General features: G+C 46.5%; 28 protein-coding genes and 2 pseudogenes. 13 read left to right on the top strand and 17 right to left on the bottom strand.

Annotated elements, in window-relative coordinates; genetic code table 11:
• Positions 1 to 116: 116 nt before the first annotated feature.
• The 6 genes from AC3IRK_RS08380 to AC3IRK_RS08355 all read right to left on the bottom strand — a co-directional run bounded on the left by AC3IRK_RS08380 (position 117) and on the right by AC3IRK_RS08355 (position 4106).
• Entirely contained in the window at positions 117 to 1025 is a 909-nt protein-coding gene (locus AC3IRK_RS08380) for a methyl-accepting chemotaxis protein (protein WP_489169837.1), read from the bottom strand.
• A gap of 176 nt (positions 1026 to 1201) precedes the next feature.
• Complete coding sequence (locus AC3IRK_RS08375; RefSeq protein ID WP_489169836.1) at positions 1202 to 1960, bottom strand: SDR family oxidoreductase; 759 nt, start codon at positions 1958 to 1960, stop codon at positions 1202 to 1204.
• Between the two features lie 157 nt (positions 1961 to 2117).
• Positions 2118 to 2561 carry an Asp23/Gls24 family envelope stress response protein gene (locus AC3IRK_RS08370; RefSeq protein WP_426353515.1) on the bottom strand — a complete coding sequence of 148 codons (444 nt, stop codon included), beginning with the start codon at positions 2559 to 2561 and terminating at the stop codon, positions 2118 to 2120.
• Positions 2562 to 2608: 47 nt separating this feature from the next.
• Positions 2609 to 2815, bottom strand: a complete 207-nt coding sequence (locus AC3IRK_RS08365) for a DUF2273 domain-containing protein (protein ID WP_114595755.1) — start codon at positions 2813 to 2815, stop codon at positions 2609 to 2611.
• A 15-nt stretch (positions 2816 to 2830) separates the two neighbouring features.
• Complete coding sequence (gene amaP / locus AC3IRK_RS08360; protein WP_012370438.1) at positions 2831 to 3373, bottom strand: alkaline shock response membrane anchor protein AmaP; 543 nt, start codon at positions 3371 to 3373, stop codon at positions 2831 to 2833.
• 292 nt (positions 3374 to 3665) lie between these two features.
• On the bottom strand, positions 3666 to 4106 hold the full coding sequence (locus AC3IRK_RS08355) for a hypothetical protein (protein WP_426353513.1): 441 nt from the start codon (positions 4104 to 4106) through the stop codon (positions 3666 to 3668).
• 106 nt (positions 4107 to 4212) lie between these two features.
• Here AC3IRK_RS08355 and AC3IRK_RS08350 point away from each other — a divergent pair, with 106 nt between their 5' ends.
• Complete coding sequence (locus AC3IRK_RS08350; protein WP_489169835.1) at positions 4213 to 4941, top strand: SDR family oxidoreductase; 729 nt, start codon at positions 4213 to 4215, stop codon at positions 4939 to 4941.
• Between the two features lie 37 nt (positions 4942 to 4978).
• Here AC3IRK_RS08350 and AC3IRK_RS08345 read toward each other — a convergent pair whose 3' ends face one another.
• From AC3IRK_RS08345 to AC3IRK_RS08330, 4 genes are all read right to left on the bottom strand, one after another.
• Positions 4979 to 5968, bottom strand: a complete 990-nt coding sequence (locus AC3IRK_RS08345) for an LLM class flavin-dependent oxidoreductase (protein WP_489169834.1) — start codon at positions 5966 to 5968, stop codon at positions 4979 to 4981.
• A 62-nt stretch (positions 5969 to 6030) separates the two neighbouring features.
• A complete protein-coding gene (locus tag AC3IRK_RS08340) occupies positions 6031 to 6618 on the bottom strand; it encodes an ABC transporter ATP-binding protein (protein WP_489169833.1) in 588 nt (195 codons plus the stop codon).
• A 93-nt stretch (positions 6619 to 6711) separates the two neighbouring features.
• Positions 6712 to 7110 carry a hypothetical protein gene (locus AC3IRK_RS08335; protein WP_131972656.1) on the bottom strand — a complete coding sequence of 133 codons (399 nt, stop codon included), beginning with the start codon at positions 7108 to 7110 and terminating at the stop codon, positions 6712 to 6714.
• Positions 7111 to 7165: 55 nt separating this feature from the next.
• Positions 7166 to 7582: an Rrf2 family transcriptional regulator gene (locus AC3IRK_RS08330; protein ID WP_489169832.1), complete on the bottom strand. Its 417-nt coding sequence runs from the start codon at positions 7580 to 7582 to the stop codon at positions 7166 to 7168.
• A 127-nt stretch (positions 7583 to 7709) separates the two neighbouring features.
• Here AC3IRK_RS08330 and AC3IRK_RS08325 point away from each other — a divergent pair, with 127 nt between their 5' ends.
• The 3 genes from AC3IRK_RS08325 to AC3IRK_RS08315 all read left to right on the top strand — a co-directional run bounded on the left by AC3IRK_RS08325 (position 7710) and on the right by AC3IRK_RS08315 (position 9720).
• Entirely contained in the window at positions 7710 to 8336 is a 627-nt protein-coding gene (locus tag AC3IRK_RS08325; RefSeq protein ID WP_131972658.1) for an NAD(P)-dependent oxidoreductase, read from the top strand.
• Positions 8337 to 8594: 258 nt separating this feature from the next.
• A complete protein-coding gene (locus tag AC3IRK_RS08320; protein ID WP_131972659.1) occupies positions 8595 to 9137 on the top strand; it encodes a recombinase family protein in 543 nt (180 codons plus the stop codon).
• Between the two features lie 58 nt (positions 9138 to 9195).
• Positions 9196 to 9720 carry a DUF4256 domain-containing protein gene (locus tag AC3IRK_RS08315; RefSeq protein ID WP_489169831.1) on the top strand — a complete coding sequence of 175 codons (525 nt, stop codon included), beginning with the start codon at positions 9196 to 9198 and terminating at the stop codon, positions 9718 to 9720.
• A 46-nt stretch (positions 9721 to 9766) separates the two neighbouring features.
• Here the strand turns inward: AC3IRK_RS08315 and AC3IRK_RS08310 are convergent, their stop codons facing one another.
• The gene (locus tag AC3IRK_RS08310) at positions 9767 to 10375 is read right to left on the bottom strand and encodes a helix-turn-helix domain-containing protein (protein WP_251138733.1); all 609 of its coding nucleotides are present in this window, start codon (positions 10373 to 10375) and stop codon (positions 9767 to 9769) included.
• Between the two features lie 366 nt (positions 10376 to 10741).
• On the opposite strand from AC3IRK_RS08310, the gene AC3IRK_RS08305 reads away from it, so the two are divergent.
• The 6 genes and pseudogenes from AC3IRK_RS08305 to AC3IRK_RS08280 all read left to right on the top strand — a co-directional run bounded on the left by AC3IRK_RS08305 (position 10742) and on the right by AC3IRK_RS08280 (position 15090).
• Entirely contained in the window at positions 10742 to 11632 is an 891-nt protein-coding gene (locus tag AC3IRK_RS08305) for an ABC transporter ATP-binding protein (RefSeq protein ID WP_214854557.1), read from the top strand.
• Entirely contained in the window at positions 11629 to 12393 is a 765-nt protein-coding gene (locus tag AC3IRK_RS08300; RefSeq protein WP_426353507.1) for an ABC transporter permease, read from the top strand. Before AC3IRK_RS08305 ends, AC3IRK_RS08300 begins: the two co-directional genes overlap by 4 nt.
• A 198-nt stretch (positions 12394 to 12591) precedes the next feature.
• Positions 12592 to 12762: pseudogene (locus tag AC3IRK_RS08295) on the top strand (DUF4256 domain-containing protein); the annotation flags it as partial.
• A gap of 108 nt (positions 12763 to 12870) precedes the next feature.
• Positions 12871 to 13902: a serine hydrolase domain-containing protein gene (locus tag AC3IRK_RS08290; protein ID WP_426355405.1), complete on the top strand. Its 1032-nt coding sequence runs from the start codon at positions 12871 to 12873 to the stop codon at positions 13900 to 13902.
• Between the two features lie 346 nt (positions 13903 to 14248).
• Entirely contained in the window at positions 14249 to 14632 is a 384-nt protein-coding gene (locus AC3IRK_RS08285) for a PAS domain-containing protein (protein WP_489169830.1), read from the top strand.
• A gap of 33 nt (positions 14633 to 14665) precedes the next feature.
• A pseudogene (locus AC3IRK_RS08280) lies at positions 14666 to 15090 on the top strand (GGDEF domain-containing protein).
• Between the two features lie 197 nt (positions 15091 to 15287).
• Here the strand turns inward: AC3IRK_RS08280 and AC3IRK_RS08275 are convergent.
• Positions 15288 to 16001 (bottom strand): alpha/beta fold hydrolase, encoded by a 714-nt coding sequence (locus AC3IRK_RS08275; protein ID WP_489169829.1) that lies wholly within the window; start codon positions 15999 to 16001, stop codon positions 15288 to 15290.
• A 154-nt stretch (positions 16002 to 16155) separates the two neighbouring features.
• Here AC3IRK_RS08275 and AC3IRK_RS08270 point away from each other — a divergent pair, with 154 nt between their 5' ends.
• Both AC3IRK_RS08270 and AC3IRK_RS08265 read left to right on the top strand, forming a co-directional pair.
• Entirely contained in the window at positions 16156 to 16839 is a 684-nt protein-coding gene (locus tag AC3IRK_RS08270) for an HAD family hydrolase (RefSeq protein WP_489169828.1), read from the top strand.
• Positions 16836 to 17231: a GNAT family N-acetyltransferase gene (locus tag AC3IRK_RS08265; protein WP_026828305.1), complete on the top strand. Its 396-nt coding sequence runs from the start codon at positions 16836 to 16838 to the stop codon at positions 17229 to 17231. Before AC3IRK_RS08270 ends, AC3IRK_RS08265 begins: the two co-directional genes overlap by 4 nt.
• Before the next feature lie 6 nt (positions 17232 to 17237).
• Here the strand turns inward: AC3IRK_RS08265 and AC3IRK_RS08260 are convergent, their stop codons facing one another.
• Both AC3IRK_RS08260 and AC3IRK_RS08255 read right to left on the bottom strand, forming a co-directional pair.
• Positions 17238 to 18077 (bottom strand): hypothetical protein, encoded by an 840-nt coding sequence (locus tag AC3IRK_RS08260; protein WP_489169827.1) that lies wholly within the window; start codon positions 18075 to 18077, stop codon positions 17238 to 17240.
• The gene (locus AC3IRK_RS08255; RefSeq protein ID WP_489169826.1) at positions 18074 to 18601 is read right to left on the bottom strand and encodes an RNA polymerase sigma factor; all 528 of its coding nucleotides are present in this window, start codon (positions 18599 to 18601) and stop codon (positions 18074 to 18076) included. The genes AC3IRK_RS08260 and AC3IRK_RS08255 overlap by 4 nt, the downstream gene beginning before the upstream one ends.
• A gap of 290 nt (positions 18602 to 18891) precedes the next feature.
• On the opposite strand from AC3IRK_RS08255, the gene AC3IRK_RS08250 reads away from it, so the two are divergent.
• Complete coding sequence (locus AC3IRK_RS08250) at positions 18892 to 19419, top strand: P-loop NTPase family protein (RefSeq protein ID WP_489169825.1); 528 nt, start codon at positions 18892 to 18894, stop codon at positions 19417 to 19419.
• Positions 19420 to 19430: 11 nt separating this feature from the next.
• Here AC3IRK_RS08250 and AC3IRK_RS08245 read toward each other — a convergent pair whose 3' ends face one another.
• From AC3IRK_RS08245 to AC3IRK_RS08235, 3 genes are read right to left on the bottom strand one after another with little or no spacing between them, the layout of a single operon-like run.
• Positions 19431 to 19814 (bottom strand): YkvA family protein, encoded by a 384-nt coding sequence (locus AC3IRK_RS08245; RefSeq protein ID WP_489169824.1) that lies wholly within the window; start codon positions 19812 to 19814, stop codon positions 19431 to 19433.
• Between the two features lie 59 nt (positions 19815 to 19873).
• Entirely contained in the window at positions 19874 to 20671 is a 798-nt protein-coding gene (locus AC3IRK_RS08240) for a phosphotransferase (RefSeq protein WP_489169823.1), read from the bottom strand.
• Positions 20668 to 20907, bottom strand: a complete 240-nt coding sequence (locus tag AC3IRK_RS08235; RefSeq protein ID WP_489169822.1) for a hypothetical protein — start codon at positions 20905 to 20907, stop codon at positions 20668 to 20670. The genes AC3IRK_RS08240 and AC3IRK_RS08235 overlap by 4 nt, the downstream gene beginning before the upstream one ends.
• Between the last annotated feature and the right edge of the window lie 44 nt (positions 20908 to 20951).

The following is a 20951-nucleotide window of genomic DNA, read 5'->3' as shown; positions in this document are numbered from 1 at the left end:
TTTACATCATATCGTAACGATTACGTTTTAACAATAGTATTTAGGCAGATCCTAAAAAAGCCCTGTCGACTCTTTCTGATTCAGGAAAGAGTCGACAGGGCTGGACGATTAGCATTTTACAAGACACGTACAAATTCTTTGGCCTGTTGTTCCAACTGTTTGGCGGAATCCGCCAAGAGATCAAATTCACGGACGGTCTGTTCGAGCTGTCCACTGCTCGTTTTGACTTTCGAAGAAATCTGCTCGATGCTCGTTGAGACCGTTTCGATCCGCTGGACGATGCCTTCGATGTTGTCTTTGATTTCACCGATCGATTGGGAGACTTTATTGGACAGATTGCGGACTTCTGTCGCAACGACGTTAAAACCACGTCCGTGTTCTCCGGCACGTGCTGCTTCGATCGCTGCATTCAGAGCCAACAGATTCGTTTGGGCGGCGATGTCACGGATCGTCTTGACGATATCCGTGATGGAATCGGTCTGCGCCTGTAGTTGAACGAGATTCGCGAGACTTACTGTCGATTCTGCTTCGACCTGTTGAACGGTTGCCAACACGTGGAGTCCGTCCTGACGTCCGCTTTCTGATTTCACCATCAAAAAAGTGGATGTAGCATTCAATTCGTCCGCCATCCGTAAGACATCCTGTTGTCGAACAGTGATGTCGGTTGCAATTTTTGATACGCCGACGACACGCCGGCCGTCTTCCGAGAAAATCGGCATATACGTCGCTTCGAGCCACTTTTGTTGCCCGTCCGATGCTCGCCGTTCAATTTTGTCCTGATACGTGATGCCCTGCATCAGCTTGCGCCAAAATAATTCATAGGCTGGACTGTCCGCGAATCCGGAAAAACAAAGATCACGGTGGTACCGCCCAATCAACTCCTCTACCTCATAGCCCATCGTCCGGGCAAACAACTCATTAACATAAGCCACCTTACGTCGGTCATCAAATCGGATAATCGCCAGATTCTGTTCAATTGCCCGGATGACCTGGGTATCCGTCACGCGTGTCGTCTGTTCTTGCATCAATCAACCCGCCCTTTCCCGTCTGCTGAATCATCAATTTGGTACACTATCTTATTATCCTTACTATCGACTAATTCCTTCCAAATTGAATACGATTTCGTAAACTAATTATTGTGCTAAGTAATCATTTAATCTAAAAAAAGTCCCCTTTGATCCGGGAACCTTTGAAAATATCTTTAATAGGCACTCCATCCGCCGTCAGCGACGACAATGGCTCCGTTTACGAAACTGCTGTCTTCGGAGACAAGGAACAAAGCAAGCTTTGCGATTTCTTCCGGACTCGCCGTCCGGGGATTCAAGCCCATCCCGAGCATCGTCCGACCCATTCCGAATTCATTGATGTTCGTCATCGACTGTCCGATGTTCGTCTCGACCGCGCCGGGGGCAATTCCGTTGCAACGGATGCCTTCCTTGGCGTACAGATAGGCGGTGTTTTTCGTCAAGCCGACGACGGCGTGTTTCGAGGCGGTATAGGCGGCTCCGGCCCGCGCACCGTTCAATCCGCCGATCGAAATGTTGTTGAGAATAACACCGTGACCTTGTTTCTGAAATAACGGAACGACAAGCCGCATCGCATGCATGACGGCTGTCGTGTTAATGGAGAAAACGCGTTCCCAGCGTTCATCCGAGATATCGGCGACACCTTCCATCCCGTCCATGATACCGGCATTATTAACGAGCACATCGAGTTTACCGTATGCCGTAATGGTTTGATCGATCAACTGCTGAACGGCTGTCTCCTCTCCTACATTCGTTTCCACGGCGAGTGCGGTTCCACCGTTTTCGGTGATTGTCTGCACGACTTGCTTCGCTGCGTCCCCGTGAATATCCGAAACAACGACATGTGCCCCCTCCGCTGCAAATACCTCTGCCATCGCCTTACCCATTCCGGAAGCCGCTCCGGTGACGATGATGACTTTTCCGTCTAAACGCATGATTTCTCATCCTTTCTGATTGGATTGAAGTCTTCCTTTGTCTTTTCCCGTTTTCCATCCGGACAGTCACTTTGATTGATGGCAAATCGGTAAACGATTTTTTGAAAAATATAAAAAAACCGGGAACTCTCACAGCGAGAATTCCCGGTCGATTTGATTATTTTAATTCGCGGCTTGTTTTTTCTTCCGCCGCTTCATTGTTTTTGCTTTTCGCCTCGAATTCGGCCCGTGTCATGACATCTTCGACATGCATGTTGACTTCGACGACTTCAAGTCCTGTCATATCGCCGATCGCTTTTTTGATTTTGGCGACCGTTTCCTGGAAGATGGACGGAATGTTTTTGCCGTATTCGACGATGACGCGAAGATCGAGCGCCACCTGGCGTTCACCGACTTCTGCGCCGACACCTTTTGTGATGTCTTCCGTGCTGCGGAGGCGATCCGTCAAACCGCTCATGAATCCACCGCTCATCGATAAAATGCCTTGTACTTCATTTGAGGCAATCCCGGCGATTTTTTTAATGACCTGATCTTCGAACGTTAATTTGTTTGAACGTACCTCTTCCGTTTGTCCAGCCGTGTTTAATGATTCGTTTGCCATTTGAAATCTCTCCTTTTGAATAAAGTGTAGGTTATTTTATATATGAATCAGTCCCGGTTAAAGAACTGAATCCATCCTTCAATATCAAGTGCTCCGTCCCGCCACTTTCCGATCAAAAAGCCGATCGCGGTGAAGACGAGCAGTAACATCGTAGGTCCGAAACCGATTGTCAGGAACAGAACCGCGATCACGAGTCCAACGAGACCGCCGATTAACCGGAACCGGTACGGATACAACTGTTCTTTCGTACTCATGTTCAATTCCTCCCTTTAAACGACTCGTTCCGACGTTTTTGTTTTTGTATCACTGATTTTGACTTTCGTGCTCGTTACCGGTAACTCCAGCAACGATTCGACGGCATGTTTCGCCCGTTCTTGAATATCCTTGCCGATCGTCGGCAACCCTTCCTGCCCGAAAACCGAACAGTCAACGGTCAAAGCGACTGTTTCTTTTTTCGAATGGATATCCGCATGGACACTTGGTGTCCGGACACCATTGATTCCACGAATCGACTCAAGTGCCGTCCGTTCGATGGTTTCTTTCGAAATCGTGATGTTACCGTCTCCTGTCCGGATCAACAACCGTTGACCTTTCGAGCGGCTGAGTAACCCGGTGAATAAGAGAATAACGAATACGAAAGCTAAAAACCCACCAATCGAGAGCACTGTGTAGCTGTACCATTGTTGATCCTGCCATTGTTCAAGTAACGGGCTGAGTCGTGGAACATCGTAGACGCCGAGAACCAGTAAGCCAACGCTCACTAACCCAAGCAGACCGATGAGAACGAGTAAGAAACGATTGAACCCATTCATCTTCATCTCTCCTTTTACATAACGTTGTAAGATTCTTTCACATAAGACTTTCACTAGCTGAAATATTATGTGTATGGTGTGTTTATTCCCGTTCACTAGACCTTAAAACATTCAAATGCACTTTTTAATTAATGTTCTATTATTCTGATAATTTAGCTTTTAGTAAGTGGAATCCAGTGTTCTATTTACTATATTTAATAAAAAAAGTCCCTTTCACCAAAAAAAGATGAAGGAACTTTCGTTTTCGAACAGTTTTTTTACTATTTACCACATTGATAGAGCTCTGTCAACATCATTTTACTTGAACAGAAAATGCGACGTTTCCATCGCCTTTCTTCCACCAGGCCGAGACGTGATAGATATACAGACCTTTTTCGGTAGGTACGGTTAAGTCTTCATTCTTCAGCTGAACGGTTTTCGTCCTTCCATCCTTTAACCATTGTTCCGTCTGAATCCGTTCCGGCGCGGGACCGTCGTTAAAGGCGACCTCAATCTTCTGACCGGGTTTGACGACGGTTGGTGTCTGGTCGGCTGTCATGTTAAGCGGGGTCGTATCACTAAGGTCGATACATTTTCTGTTCAACAGGCTGTGCCAGCAAGATGATCCGCTTGTCACACCGATGTCTGTTCCGTTGACGGAAACATCCGGTTCCGGCGGTGACCCGCGAAACGGTTCGACGTATAAAACCAATCCGACTGCTACTATAAGAACGAGCCAAAATCCTTTTCGCATCGTATTCATCCTTTCGGTCTTCGAACTGTCTGTCCGAGGTTTGCTGATGTTTAAAAGAGGTTAATACTTCTAAGTTGAGTTAAAAAATATGCAGGAGGTTTTCTAAATGATCGAAAAAAAAGTCGTCATTATTACAGGAGCATCAAGTGGCATCGGGGAAGCTACTGCTAAGTTACTCGCTAAACAAGGTGCGCAACTGGTCCTCGCAGCGCGCCGGGAAGATCGTTTGAAAACTTTGCAACAGGAAATCGAACAACTCGGCGGTAAAGCCGTCTATCAGGTGACGGACGTCACGGACGCGTCGCAAGTCGATGCACTCGCGAAACTTGCACAAGATACGTTCGGTTCGGTCGACGTACTCGTCAACAATGCGGGCTTGATGCCGCTTTCGAAACTGAACAAAAACAAACAGGATGAGTGGAACACGATGGTTGATGTCAACATCAAAGGTGTCCTCTACGGCATCGGTGCGGTTCTGCCTTATATGCGCGAGCAGAAACGAGGACATATCATCAACATCTCGTCTGTCGCAGGACACGACGTCATGCCGTCGAGTGCCGTTTACAGCGGGACGAAATTTGCCGTCCGTGCGATTACGGAAGGTTTGCGAAAAGAAGAGTCGGTCGAAAACAATATCCGCGCGACAATCATTTCACCGGGAGCAGTTGATACCGAGCTGAAAGATCACATCACGGACGATGAAATCAAACAAGGCATCGGCGACTTAAAAGCGATGGACGCTGACGCCATTGCCCGTGCGATTGCTTACGCCGTCAATGAACCGGACGATGTGGCGGTCAATGAAATCCTGATCCGTCCGACTGCCCAACAATAAGTCAAAACGAACACCGCCTGTACGCAGGCGGTGTTTTTTAATGGAGCAATCGTTCGGCAATCAACTGATAGGACCGGAGACGCTTGTCCTGATCAAACGCATTATTGATCAATAGAAACTGATCGGTCTGGTAACGGTCGGACAACGTCTGCAGTGCCTCGGCGACTTCGTCTGGTGTCCCGACAATCGTCCGCCGGCGGTCGTGCTGGATTCGTTGTTGTTGCTCGGCATTCCACGACTTATTTTCTGTGGTCGCAAACGACGGCACGATCGAATGGCCAAGCCGGATCCCTTGAATCCAGGCGTCTTGCGTCCGTGCCAAGGCTTCTGCTTCTTCCATCGTTTCGGCACAGATGACGAAAACACAGACGATGACGTTCGGTGTTCGTCCGTCGACCGGAACGAATGCGTCGCGGTACGTCTGCAGCGTTTCTTGCCACTTGTCGGGATTGATGAAATGACCAAACACGAGTCCGTGTCCCCGCTCGGCAGCGAGTATCACACTGCGCGGCGACAGTCCGAGCACGGATAACGGGATCCGTTCCTTGATACGCGGTGTCGTCTTGACGATCCGGTACGGATGACGCGACGACAAGGAATCTGTCAAAAAACCTTCAACCTCGTCGAGTATCCGCGGAAATTCAACAGCGGCATTCTCGGCGCCGTCTGTCAATGCACGCCGGGTCCGTTCACTGCCGCCCGGCGAATTGCCGATTCCAAGTTCAATCCGGTTCGGATAAAACGCAGCCAGTGTCGAAAACGTCTCGGCGATTTTTAATGGACGGTACTGAGGTAATAACACCCCGCCGGACCCGAGTTTGATCCGGGAAGTCACATCTCCCATCCGGGCAATGAACAATTCCGGTGCCGCACTGAGCAACCCGTTCGTATTGTGATGTTCAGCAAACCAGTACCGGTCATACCCAAGGCGTTCCGCCTCGACGACCAGTCGTTTTGTCGCCTCCATCGTCTGTTCGATCGTATCCCCCTCGTGACGCGGGACCTGATCCAAGATTCCTAAGCGCATACGCTCGCCTCCTCTACACATTCAGTGTACGCGGTCGCTGCGGTGAATTCAAAAAGAAGGGATCAGGCGCGGACGAGCCGGCGGTCTTCGATGATCAGACCGTCCCGCATTTCGATTTTGCGGTCGGCCCGTTCGGCGAGAGCCGGATCGTGGGTGACGAACAGGACGCCGCAACCCTTCTCTTCATTCAAAGTGCGCAACAGGCTAAAAATGATTTCACCGGTTTCGGTATCGAGATTGCCGGTCGGTTCGTCCGCCAGCAACCATTTCGGTTCGTGGACGAGGGCCCGGGCGACGGCGACCCGCTGTTGCTGACCGCCGGATAACTGCGACGGGAGTGAACCGGCTTTATCCGCCAGTCCGACTTTTTCGAGCAGCGACAAGGCCCGCTCTTTTTTATCGTACGTCACTTTCCGCCCGAATAACGGCGCCATGACGTTTTCGAGCGCGGTCAGTGTCGGAATCAGATGGAACTGTTGAAAGATGAAGCCGACGTTCTCAAACCGGAAATCGGACAGTTCTTTGCTCTTGAGCTGATGAATCGCTTGATCGCCGTATGACAGCGTGCCGCTCGTCGGACGGTCAAGTGTCCCGATCAAGCTGAGCAATGTCGATTTTCCGAGTTGCCGGCAAATGAATGTATCTTGCATGCGTGTTCTCTCTCTTTAAATATAGCTATCTACCTGTTTCTCCTTTTTATTGGGAATTCCTGCAAAAAAGACCTTCTTTTCAGAAGGTCAGCGTCAAGAAGACATCGAAGGGTGATTCGTCGACGATTTTTTTAAGTACATCCATTCATACGGGACGATATAAAACAGACAGGCCAGTGTCGCGAAGCGGACGATTCCGCTTAAGTTTTGCCGGGACTCGACAAAAGTCTCCTGACCGAAATAATCATAAAATCCGACGAACAATAAAATCGTAAAGACACCGGCCGTCAAATAGATCAAACAGCGTAAGGAGAACGGATACTGCCTTGTAATGAAGAGCATCGGCAAACCGACGGCAAATGTAAACAAGGTCGTCGCGAACGTACCGAACTGATATAAAAACTCATTTTCGACATTCGTTAAAAAGGCATACGCAGTGAACAATAAAAAGGATCCGATTGCACTGACGGCTGAATAACTGATCAGTCGCATCTTGACATTTCTCCTTTCAAAAGTGAAGGCGTTTTCATGAAAAGACAGACCAGCATCATCTTGCCTGGACAAGACGATGGAGGATATCGGATAAGGTTTCGTTCCCGAGTTCGGCTTCAAGCGCCTGTTGGGCACGTGTGAAGGACTGGTTGAGGGTCGATTGGATGTCGCGGCCGACCGGACAGGCAGGATTCGGCTGATCATGGATTGAGAATAACGTCTCTTTCGGTTCGACTGCCCGGTAAATCATCAATAATGTGATGTCATGCGGATCTTTCTTCAACGTCGCCCCGGTTTTTCCGGCGACCGTCGAAAGCAATCCGGCTTGGCGTAACGATCCGATCAAGCGACGGATGACGACCGGATTGGTATTGACACTTCCGGCGATATAGTCAGAAGACAAGGCTTGGTCCGGATGTGTCGCGATCAAGGCCAGGATATGAACAGAAACCGCAAGTCGGCTATTAATCATTTGTTTCACCACCAATGCATTTATTTTAATGAGCATCCCCTTTAATGTCAATTGCCTTGACAATAATAGATTCTGTAACTAAAATAATTACATGTACAGCTACATACAAATAAAGGAGGCGTTTTTGGTGAAGGTTGCCATCATTGGAGCGAGTGGAAAAGCAGGACGGGTTATCTTAGAGGAGTTGGCAGAACGGGGTCACGCCTTGACGGCCATCGTCCGTGATGCGACACGGACGAAACATGATACGGTGCTGGAACGCAATGCGTTTGAGCTGACGACGGAGGAATTGGCGGATTTTGATGTCGTTATCAATGCCTTTGGAGCGTCACCCGGAAATGAGCACCAGCATGTTGATTTAGGACGGCATTTGATTGATCAATTACGCGGCAATTCGACCCGTCTGATTGTGGTCGGAGGAGCCGGCAGTCTGTACGTCGATCAAGAAAAAACGGCCCGTCTGGCAGATACGCCGGACTTTCCGTCCGCTTACCTGCCGACAGCGAAAAATCAGGCGAAAAATCTGGAAGATTTGCAACAGACTGTCGATCTACACTGGACATTCATCAGCCCGGCCGCCTTCTTTGATCCGGAAGGGCCACGGACCGGTAAGTATCAATTGGCGCAGGATGTCTTGACGCTGAATGCTGCGGGTGACAGTTACATCAGTTATGCCGATTATGCCGTTGCTTTAGCGGATGAAGTCGAGCATCATCGCCATGATAAGGAACGGATTTCTGTTGTATCCGCTTAATGGATTGCCGACGTTCTCGTCTGACGAGGACGTTTTTATTGTATTAAAAATCAGGTCATGCAGAAAGTGTTCTTGTCGTTTATTTCTCCACCGCTTCCTGTATAATACCCCACCTTTCTTCTCGTCCAGGTTTCCCTTATACTAGGAAGTGACAGATAAACACCGGCTGGATGAATCTTGAATACGAGTTTCATCTAGAACAGATCCGCGTATTCTTTTCATCGCAGCAGGTATTTTGATTCGAGCGAGGAGAACATTATGATTGTTGGTTACATGCGCCCCTATTTTGAAGATCCAACGTGTGAGAAGCAAGCCGAGGCACTTAAGACCTATGAAACCGATCAAGTAAGGATCGAGGAGCACAGTTCCTCGAAACGACGTTACGTGCTTGATCAATTGTTAGAAGATATCAGACCGGGTGACATCATCCTTGTCTCTCATTTGTATGTGTTGGCGGATTCGACGCGTCACCTGATCGAAGTGTTGAACGCTTTGGATACGAAGCAAGCCTACCTCTTGTCAATCCGGGAAGACATTGACACCCGGCAGGCCCTGAACCAGTCGTTCCGTGACATCGTCCAGCATCTCGTGGCCCTCCAAAGTGACGTCGTCAGCATGGCGACCCGCGAAGGACTGTCGAAAGCAAAAGAGCTCGGCAAACAGACGGGACGCCCGCGAAAGCCGGATGAAAACGTCAAACGAGCAATCGACATGTATCAAAGTAAACAGTACAGTCTGTCCGAAATCCGGGAGCAAACGGGCATCAGCAAAAGTACCCTCTACCGTTATTTGGAAAAATGATGTACATTTAATACATCTTCTAGAGAAAATAAACTAGCTATCGAAAGGCGGAAAGAACATGGATCAAGCGACGTTGATTGACATCCTCCATCACCGGTTCACGGATCATCCTGACCGGCATCCCGCTGTGAAGTGGGATGATATCGTGTCCCGGTTATCCCCAGAAATGCTCCATTCCCTTGACTGGATGGAACAGACCGGCGGTGAACCGGATATCGTAACAGTGCCAAATGGCCAATGGGTTTTCGTTGATTGTGCAGCGGAAAGTCCATCGGGTCGCCGCAGCTTATGTTATGACGAGGCTGCACTGGAAAAGCGGAAGAAAAATAAGCCTGTCGGCAATGCCGTCGCGGAAGCCACTGCACACGGTGTCGCCTTGTTGACAGAAGTCCTCTATCGTCACCTGCAAACGATTCAACCGTTCGATGTAAAGACGTCGAGCTGGATTGAGACACCGGAGTCCATCCGGGCGCAAGGCGGCGCGTTATACTGCGACCGGCGGTATGATCATGTTTTCGTGTACCACAATGGAGCCGACTCGTATTATGCCAACCGCGGTTTTCGGACGTACTTCACGCTTTGAACGGTAAAAAGCAGTACTCACTTATGATAGTGAGTACTGCTTTTGTTTACGGGATGATAACTAGCGAGACAGTTCTTTTATTTTCATTGTCTTCTTTTTCCATTGATAATGCATAGTATTTTTCTAATAATGTAGCAAGTTCTGACTGGAATGAATGAAACGTTTCATCTGGTAAATTTAACTTAACCAATGAAAATGTTGCTTTATCCGCTGAATCGGTTGTAATTAGCTTCTCATGATAATTTTTATAGTTTTGTAAAATGTACATAAAATAAAACGAGACAAAATTAACCTTCTCCTCATATGTCGCTGAAGCCCAGTCCTCATCTTTAATTTTGTATCCGGATGTATTCAATGCATAAATTTTTTCTTCGACTTTTCCGACACGTTGAAGCCTAACCACTTTCAATAAAGAATCTTGAAGCATCGCGTTCACATGGCGATATAGCGTAGCTTGTGGAACATCTGAGAGTAACTTATTCAGTTGCATAATGGATAATCCATTATCACGGTCAATTAATTCCAATGCAATTTTGAACCTGATTTGATTTTTAAATAAATCTAAATTCATTTTATCTATCCTTTCGTTAAACAGTATATTTGTTACGTCACCTGGTCCTGATAGTCTCTTTTGTAAAATATCATCTTGTGCCAACTGTTTTTGGCTATCCCTGCTACATGAACATACCATATGTCTACATGATGTTTAAAATTTCATTGAATCCATAAAAAGTAAAAAACTAGTTGACTTATTAATTATCATTATTGATAATGATAATAGAAAGAGGTGATTAAATGAACACAAGTATCACACCTTTATTAGAAATCGATTGGCTTCAACTACTTCCTCTGATTCTCCCCATTCTTTTCCTAAATGTATTGTTGATTGGAATCACCCTCTTCGATTGGTATAAAAGAAAAAATCAAATTGTTCTGCCTTACTTGTGGCTATGGATCATTGTCAGTATGCAAATGATTGGTCCAATTCTCTACTTGATGATAGGAAGGAGAAACGTCCGTCATGATTACGATTCATAATCTGCATAAAACGATTGATAAACAAAAGATTCTCGATGGGATCAATCTTTCGATTGAGGATAACGAATGTATCGGATTGCTTGGCCCAAATGGCGCAGGCAAAACAACGCTGATCAAATGTCTGATGGGAATCCTTTCGTATGAATCAGGCGATATTACATTTCATTCTCAGCCAATTGAAGTTTATAAAAAACAGATCGGTTACTTATCTCAATACACAGATTTCAAACCGTGGATGACTTGCCAAGAGTCACTGTTCTTTTTTGGAAAATTGTCCGGCATAAAAAAAGATATCTTGAAGAATCGTATTTCAGAAACCTTAAAGGAAGTTGGTCTTCAGGACAAACAAGACGTTCAGGTGGAACAATTATCGGGAGGGATGAAACAACGTCTCGGAATTGCGCAAGCCATCTTGCATGAGCCCCGGTTTTTAATTTTAGACGAACCTGTCGCCTCCCTAGATCCAATCGGCCGAAATGAAATTCGAAAGTTAATCGGTCGTTTGAAGCAACGGATGACGATTTTGTTATCGACGCATATACTGCATGATACCCAAGATATTTGTGACCGTTATGTCATCATGAAAAACGGTCGTATCATCAAACACCTATTCCAAAAGGATCAAACAATTAATCCTAAACAGTTACGCATCAAGTTCAGGGATGCTGTACATGTAGATCAAATACGGGAATTTTTCCCATCCGTCATTGTGGAAAAGTTATCAGCCGCCACATTCCTCATCACAGGAACACAAGCGTTTGACCTAAAGAAAGTCTTAACCGTCTGTTCTCTAAAACACATTGACCTGATATCAATTGGTTTCCATGAAATAGGACTGGAAGATGCGTTTCTCGAACTGGCGGCGGATTTATGAACCATTTAGCGACGCTTGTGCGGGTAGAATTAACGGAGGCTGCAAAGGAATATAAATACGTTTGGTTAACGGTTTTTTTTGTTCTACTTGGTTTAACCCAACCTTTGATTAATCTGTATATGGACATCATTTTGCAACAGTTAGGCGGTTCGATTGGAGTCATCCTGGATCCGAACAAGCTAGATCCCACTCCGAGTGAAATTTTTTTATCAACGATCTCTGGTCAATTTGATCAAATCGGTCTGATCATCCTGCTGATCAGCTTCATGGGACTGATTGCAACGGACCGTCAAAACGGGATGCAGGATTTTATTCTGACACGCCCGGTATCCATACATTGTTATGTATATGCCAAACTGATCGCCCATTGGTTCATCAGTATGTTCAGTATCGGATTTGGAATCCTGACATCCTATATCTGCACGGTATACTTATTCGGTTCGTTCTCGATTACAAAACTGATTTTATTTTCTGTTCTATATAGCATATGGATTCTTTACCTGACCAGTCTTGTCATTGTGATTAGCGTCTATGTAAAGCATCAGGTTTTGATTGCTGTTTCAGCCATCGGAATCAGCTTTTTCCTCCTGCTCATCAAGAATGTTGATCTTGCGTTTTCCGATTTGTTACCCTCGTCCATCTTAAACGTGGCGGAACATCAACTAGTGGCGACTTATGATGTTTCCTATTTAAGTATCGTCTCTTGTCTGGTATTGATTTTTTTCAACTTACTATGGGCTAGCAAAAAGCTGAAAAATTGACTGTCTTCCTATCTGTCGTCTCAAGGTTACGAAAATACGGTACCCGCTTTGGCAGGTGCCGTATTTGATATTTTTAGGACTTCCATAAATTAAAATGGGATTTTTTTGTATATTTAAATTCGGTTGTTTACTATACTTTAATGTATCTCATTTTACAGATCATTCCATTGTTGAATCAAAAGAATACATACATAAGGCATAGGTAAATTTGATTTGAAGAAATCCGGCTGAATCGAGACGCTGGAATCGATTCGGACAAAAGATGGCGCCCTTTTTTGCGACCGGCGGTATCAGCACGTTTTTGTCTATCACAATGGAGCGGACTCCTATTATGCCAATCGGGGGTTTCGGACGTATCTAGTGCTTTAAGTCTTAAGAAATGGGTTAGAGCAGATGGACTTTATAGCCCTATTCTAATTGTTAAAAGACACAAACTTGGAGACCAATTCATCAAAAGGCGAAAGGAGCATTGTTCATTTGCACCCTTCCTATCAAAAGCTGCTTTCCTACGTAAGTGAGATTAAGCATCTAAATCATAGCAGTGCTGCAGCGGTAGTTATCATGCAGAATGATCAAATCATTTTAGAACATTATGAAGGAGTTCACGGTAACGAAAATTCGAATTTGATTGGTATAGATTCCATGTTCAATATTGCTTCCGCTCGTAAAAGTTATTTAGCGTTAGCAATTGGTTATGCGTTGTATGAAAAAAAAATTCACAGTCTTGATGATTGTGTCTCGAAATACTTGAAAAACTACGATCAACAGATTTTTCAAGGAATGACCATTCGGCATCTGGTCACCCACTCACATGGTTTAGATGAACGAGATGACGGATCGATTTACAGGGAGTTCGCTGCAGGTGAAAGTTGGGCCTACCGTGGAATCAATATCCGGATTATCACGGAACTGTTTAAGTATCTATATGGCTATGATTTCACTCAATTATTGAAGGAGCGCGTCTTCACTCCATTAGGATTTAAATCTACCGAATGGTCAACAGAGGAGTCGGAAGCTTTGGTCAAAGTCATCGATGACCCTGAGCAGAAGGCAACGTTTCAGTTGTACCCGTATGATGACGGAATGGGTTCAAATCTGCACACGACTGCAAAAGAATTTGCGTTATGGGGAAATCTTCATTTAAATATGGGACGTCATGACGGAATTCAAGTTGTTCCGGAAGAAGTCATTCGAATCTGTACATCCATTCAAAGTCTTCAGTACGATGATGGACGACTTCCTGCCAATGGATTGTTTTGGTACGTGCAAGACGAAGCAAAGGAAAGAAGTGAGATCGGAGAACGTGTTCCAAAGGGTTCTTATCAAATTCTTGGAAACACTGGTCCACTCTTACTCGTAGTACCCGAAAGTCAGCTTGTTGTTGTGAGGATGTATAATAAACGGTATAACTATGGCGGTAAGAACTATCTCCACTATCTTCGTGAGTTTAGTAATAGAGCCTCGGACGCGTTTGCGATTCCGACATGCTCAAAAATGCATCGACTATGAACACAAAAAGGTCAGCAAAACAGTTCGTATTTTGCTGACTTTTTTGTCGTGGAATGAGAAAATCTTTTATCTTTCCAGAAAGCGTCACCTTGCTGATCAATATACTCCTATCGCTCAATATAATATCAAGAAAGTAAATATGTGAATTGTCATTTTTTGTATGTATTATTCAAGGCATTTGCTATAATTTAGTGTGTTCTATTAGCATCTCATCTACATTATTACGCATACATACGTTTTGATACGAGCTGAAGCATTAAAAATAAGGCAGGTGAAGCTTTTGTTGTGGTTTGGAATGACAATTGGGATTGGATTGACCCTCCTATGTTATTGGATATTCAAAAAGATGCGTCCGCTGTCTCTACCTTCGACGATTGCCGCATTCGGGAACTATTCCAAAGACATCATGTATATCTTTGAAGTCAGACCGGTCTATCGCTTTCGTTATATCAGTCCTTCTCTCGATGAACATATCGGTGTTGGAACGGTTGAAGCGAGTTATGCCGACCCGTCCGATTGTTTCGACCGGATTCATCCGGATGATCTCGAGATTTTAATGTCGAAAATCTCGGGTAACTGCAACTACGATGAACCGTTCCTGCAACGCTGGCGGACGAATGACGGTACATATATTTGGTTTGAAGAATATACGACTCCGATTTATGAGAACGGCGAAATCGTTGCCGTTCAAGGTGTGATCCGGAACATGAATGCAGCGAAGGCCAAATAGCAGGAACTCGAGCAACTGTGTCAACGCGATACGTTGACTGGTCTCTACAATCGCCATGCATTCGACTGCTTGATCGAAGAGAAGATATCCTCTGAAGCCATTCCGTTGGGTGTCCTCACGCTGGATCTGAATGATTTAAAACGGGTCAATGACCGGTTTGGTCATATCGCAGGTGATGCGTTGCTCCAACAGACGGCCCTTTGCTTAAGCCGTTTCGCCAAGAAGCGTTCCGTCTCGGGGGAGATGAATTCGTCATCGTCTGCCAGGGGTACACGGAACAGCAGTGTCGCCATTTACTGGAACAATTACGGAGCGAGTTCCTCAAACATGACCTGTCGATTGCCGTTGGGTTTGCGTATGATGAAGCAACAACCGATGTAGTAACCGTGTTTCAAAAAGCGGATCAAGCGATGTACAGTGAGAAGCAGCGGACTAAATCACTGGTTGGACTGAACTAAGATGCTCCGTTTCATTGCAACACGTCCTTTACTGGAGTTTGGTCGAGCTGTCGGATTGCCGCGATGACAAGTTCCGGTCGGTCGAGGTGAACGGCATGGCCTGCTCCTTCAGCAAACCGAATCGTTGCTGTTTTTGTCAGGTTCGCCTGTCGTAATATGAGTTGATGCCACGTCTCTTCCAGCTGACGAACTTCCGTTTACGGTAATCCGTCCTGCAGTCCTTCGGCAATGGCTTGCCTCTGGTCCCGTCCGATGACAATCAGCGGCAAGTCGGGAAACGTGTTTCTTTTTATCCGTTGTGCATCCATTTTCCAGTGTGTGACTTCGGTCGCCATCATCGCATACAGTGCCGGTTCGGTTTGAAAGTCAAGCAATGCCGACTGAATCGTCTTCGGTAATCGATGTTGCGCCGGCGTCAGTACCGGTTGAACCAAACGACGCAACTGATCGTTCGTTTGTGTCGCATAATACCGGCATTGTTTGATCCAAGTGGCATCGGATGACAGGGTGTCAAGCTCCGGTGTATCAAGAGTATCCAGTTCGTGTAAGTCAACCGACGTCGAATCGACCAAAAGCAACCCTTTTAATTGATCGGGATGACGGATCGCAAACTCTTGCGCAATCAGTCCCCCGTAGGAATGGCCGACCAGGAGAATCGGTTTGTCTACGTTGCAATGGGTCAATAGTGTCTTTAGTTGTTGAACAGCGTGACTGGTCCGGTGAACCCCGTCCCCTTCCCACCATGAATGCCGGTGGAAGCTGAGCACCCGGTTGGTTGTTTGAAGTGTTTGGACAATCTCATACCATTCATGATAGGAACAGCCCATTCCGGTCAAAATCACGATTGGTGTTCCGGCTGTTTGTGTATCCAGATACTGTACTGGGTTAAATGAAGATGTTTTTGTTTGCATGTGATTCTCCTTGTGCAATCAGTTTAACGAAATAGACGAATATAGATATTGATGTTCTGTACAGATGTAAGATATCCTGTTCGATTATTGTAATTGATATTAAATTAATAATACGGTAATTGAAATATATAGAATGAATAGGAGTTGCTATTTCATGACCCTCTCCGCTGTTTTATTTGATCTCGACGAGACGTTACTTGATCGTACGACTTCTTTGCAGCTCTTTTTGAAATCTCAACATGCTCGTCTGATTGCGCCCGTTTCAACTTGTACACTTGACGCTTATCAAACCCTCTTTCTGACCTTTGATCAAAACGGTCTCGTCTGGAAGGATGTCGTTTATCAAAAACTAATCACCCACTTTCAGTTTGAAGGTGTCACTGCTACTGAGTTGTTACAAGATTATCTCTCGTCGTTTGCCTCAAGCAGTGTCTTGTTTCCTCAAACGCTCGACCTTTTGCAACGTCTATCACAAACATATCGCCTTGGGCTCATAACGAACGGTCGGAGTGACTTGCAACGATCGGTCATCGCCCACCATCAATTGCAGACATTTTTTGATCCGATCCTGATTTCGGAAGAAGTTGGTCTTGCGAAACCCGATCCCGCTTTGTTCCTCCGTCCCGTACAAGACTGGGGAGTCACACCGGAACAGGTCCTGTTTATCGGGGATCATCCACTGCATGATATCAAAGGAGCAGAAGCAGTTGGCATGACGGCGGTATTAAAAAGTAATCAACCGGTCGTCAATAGTCCGTCCTCCTACACTGTGAACGATTGGTCGGAACTCGAACCCATTCTTATACAGCTTAACTCAGAAAGAAGGTCACGCTTATGACAACTGCCTATCAGATCCGCCCGTACCAAGATCAGGACTTCCCCGCCATTCAGCGCTTAAATGCTGCGGAAGGCTGGAACCAGCTCGTCCGTCTCCATGAACGGACCCAACTCGCTTGGCAACACTCAAACGCTGCGCTTGTCGTCGAACATGCGGGGGAGGTCATCGGTTATGTCCGCGGAATGACAGACACTCAGGTCACGTTGTACATCTGTGAATTACTGATTGAGGCCGATTTCCGTGGCCAAGGTCTTGCTCAACAGCTGTTCGCCCGTCTTCATGACTGGTATCCGACGACCCGGATTGAGGTCCTGGCGTCAAGCAGCTCGGAAAGTTTTTACCGCGGTCAGGCGTTCCGCCCGTTTTACGGCTTTCGGAAGTCCTTTGAGTAATTGGTGTTACTGGTTCAACTGCTCCCAGACATCATCAAATACTGGCCCGTTGACGGCAAAGTAACGGTCGAGCGGTTCATAATAAACATAGCCTTCACGAATCAACCGGAATTGGTTCGTCACCCCGTCTGCCATCGTCACGTTCAGAATCCGCAGATCGGTGTCATTTTGATACTCGACGACATCCGCCGCAAGATCCGACTCGCGTAACGGAACCGCCTTGCTCAATTCAGCAAATAATTGACGCAGCCGGGATCCTGCGGAAATCGGTTCCGAGTTGGTCGATTCCCATGTCGAGAACGTTTGATAATTAGCACGAAGAATTGTCTGTTGCAGGTGAAGCTGTTGGAAATAATCCGGACGGAATGTCGACCGGTCCAGCACGCGGACGATTTCAGCCCCGTCCTCCTGTCCGACCGCGATCAGTCGGATCGCGGGATCATATCCTTTTACGACGTAAATCGTATAATTCTCTAGATTCGATCCAAGTGATTGCTTGACGTTAACGGCTTCTGCGCCTTCGGTCCAGGTATTTTTGGAGACACCTAACTTTTGTCCACGCAACTGAAACTCCGTTTCTTCGGCGATTGTCGTATCACTTTGCAGGTATATCGCTTTCTGGTAGACAAGTCCTGGAATCATCGAGGCGGTCGATTGGTCGATCGGTGGCTGGATCCAGGATTCAATCCGATCATATTGCAACAGACCAATCAGCAGACTAGCTGCTAAAATCAGTTGCGGTAAACGATGTTTCCGTTTTTTCCGGCGGAGTCCCTGCTCCATCCGGGCGTGAACGGTATCCGGTACGGGAATGTCTTTTAATGCTGTCTCAAGTTGCTGTTTCATCCGGACTCTCCTCCTTTCGCTTGATGGCGTTGTAGTTTTTGAATCGCCCGGTATAACGTACTTTTCACCGTACTGATCGGAAGGTCGAGTAAATCAGCAATTTCCTGAAAGGAATAATCGGCTTGATACCGTAACGTGACTAACGACCGTTCCTTGACATCGAGTCGTTCAAGTAAATCAGTCAGGTACAGTTGATCAACGACCACATGTTCAAACGACGGGATTTGCGGCTCACCCCTATCCTGTGCCGTATCGTTTGTCCAGACCAGCACTTGGTATTTTTTAAGATGATCGAGTGCTGCATTGATCGTGATCCGGGTCAGCCAAGTCTTAAAATAGGTGACATCCTGTAACGACTTCCGGTACTTCCAGGCGCGAAAAGCAACTTCCTGAACATTTTCAAGCGCTTCCTGCTCGTGCTTTAAATACAGATACGACATCCGGTAGATATAGTTTTCTTCGGCATATAAGGACGCAAGAAAAGCATCATCCGTCCAACTTCCGGCTAGTTTTTTACGGAACACGGGACTCCCCTCCTTTCGTCTCTATTCATTAGACTGCCTAGAGACCGATTTGGTTTCAAAAATATGTAAAAATATACAGGATAGGAGATTTGCAGATGAACTTTTATACAGCAAGTAGTTTTCGCAACATTGACGACTGTCCGCTGTTTCACTCATCTGTTAGATGAATGCCCGAAAAAAGGGAAGACGATTCCTCCATCGTCTTCCCTGTCCGTTCTATTCTTATTTCAGTCCGTCATAGTAAGGCTAATCCACAGAAACTACACATCATGTGTCAAGGCGGTCATCCCGTGCGGATTCAAATCATCGGCGGTTCCGGCACCGGGAAAAGCACGATCGGCAAATGGATCGGGCAACAAGAAGATATCCCCTCGATCGACAGCAATCATTATTTGTGGAAAGACCAAACATTTACCGAAAAACGATCGATTGCGGAGCGGTATGCCTTATATATACCGGATATCGAAAACCATCAACAGTATGTCGTCTCCGGTTCCGTCTTTTCATGGAATCTGGACGGGTTCGCCAGCCGGGAATTGCTTGTCTTTTTACGCTTGGATGAAGACACGCGGATGGACCGGTTAATCGAGCGGGAACAAGAACGGTATCCTGATTTCAACGAATCAAATGCGTTTCTCGACTGGTGCCGGACGTACTTGACGGCGACGGATCCGGAGATGATTGGAACGTACGCCGAGCACCGTCTCCAAATGGAACAATCCGCTTCTCCCGTCATTCAGATTGATGCTATGTTGTCGACGGACGCCATGTATAAACAAATCAAATCTGCCTATCAGAAACTTCATATTCATCCGTAATGGATTTGGCCCTATCGGACGGCATCATAAATCTTTAGACCCATCCAGACGGTCAGCGTGCACCAAAGCAACAGGATCAACGCGCCAACAAACCAATTTTTCGGTTTATCGACCATTATCCATTGTTCTGCCTTTACGGTACAGTCGTCGATGACTTCCTGCGGTAACATCCTTAACGCGAGCAGAATGCCTAAAGGGACAAGAATGATGTCGTCCAAATACCCTAACACCGGGATGAAATCTGGAATCAAGTCAATCGGACTGAATGCATAAGCAACAACACAAGCCATAAATAATTTGGTATACCAGGCGACCCGGTCGTCCTGGTAGGCAAAATACAAAATAAAAATCTGCTTTTTTAATTTTTTTGCGGTATCCTTCAATTTTTCCAACATGATGATTCTCCATTCTTCGTCCGTTTAAACCGGCGGCGAACCCTTTCAACATTTCCGGTTCACCGGAACCAGTCGGCTCCCTCGCGTTCGAGAAAATCGAGTTCTTGTTCGTAATGCGTGACGTGCCCCTCTTCGATCATCTGTTGAAACGCTTCGTCACCTTCCGCCGCTTTCCGGTGAATCGTTTTGATCAATGCTTCCACACGAAGCAGCACGGTTTCGTACATCTCGCCCTTCAGCTCCGTTTTGCCGTAGGAAGACAAAAACAGATTGATTCGGTGCCGAATCCGTTCCTGATCGTTAACCGGATTATAATGAGCCGGCTCACCGTCTGCCGTCATTTGATGCCGGCTTAACGGGACACAGGTGTAGAGCGTGTAGGCCACATCCCAAATCCGCGGTCCCGGGGCAGCAACGTCGAAATCGATGATTCCGACAGGCCGTTCGCTTTGGAAGATGACATTATAGACAGCAAAGTCATTATGACATATGAGTTCGAGCGGTTCCGGTGTTCTGTCGAGCGGCTGCCAATCGTTTGGTACCGGAAAATCAGCGATGGCATCATGGTATCCCCTTAACAACCGGGCCGTCTCCTCGAGGACACGGTCTGACCGCATATACGGCTGAAGCGGATAATTCCCGGCTTCGCCTTCGATGAACGACAGAATTTCGCGCCCCTCTGGATCCATTCCTAAAAAACGCGGACTTCCTTCAAATCCTTTTTGCTCAAGATGTTGCAGTACCCGGTGGACTCGAAGACTCTCCGGTTTTTGTTCCCGTCTGACCGTATCCCCGATCCGTGAGACGTCGGAGACATTCCCGCCCGTCAATGGTTCTTCCTGTTCCGATTGTTTCATATTTTATCTTCCCCTTTTGACTGATTGAATACCGGAACAAGAATCGCCGCTCCGGCTAAACTGATGATGAGATCGCGCCATGAGACTAATCCGATATCAAAATGAAGGATCGATACCACTCCGTTCGTGACAATCAGTAAGAGGACGTACAATGTCAGACTGAGCGGCACCATCCGTTTAACGAACCGCGGCACACGTAACCACAGCCGTAACAATCGTTCTCCAGTCTTGTTCATCTCATTCACCCCAAACTCCAGTTTTTCCCTGTTCCTGTTTAGCT

This window comes from Exiguobacterium sp. GL_137, assembly GCF_057834585.1.
The sequence above is the reverse complement of the archived record's forward strand: the minus strand, read 5'-3'. Positions and strand labels throughout refer to the sequence as shown.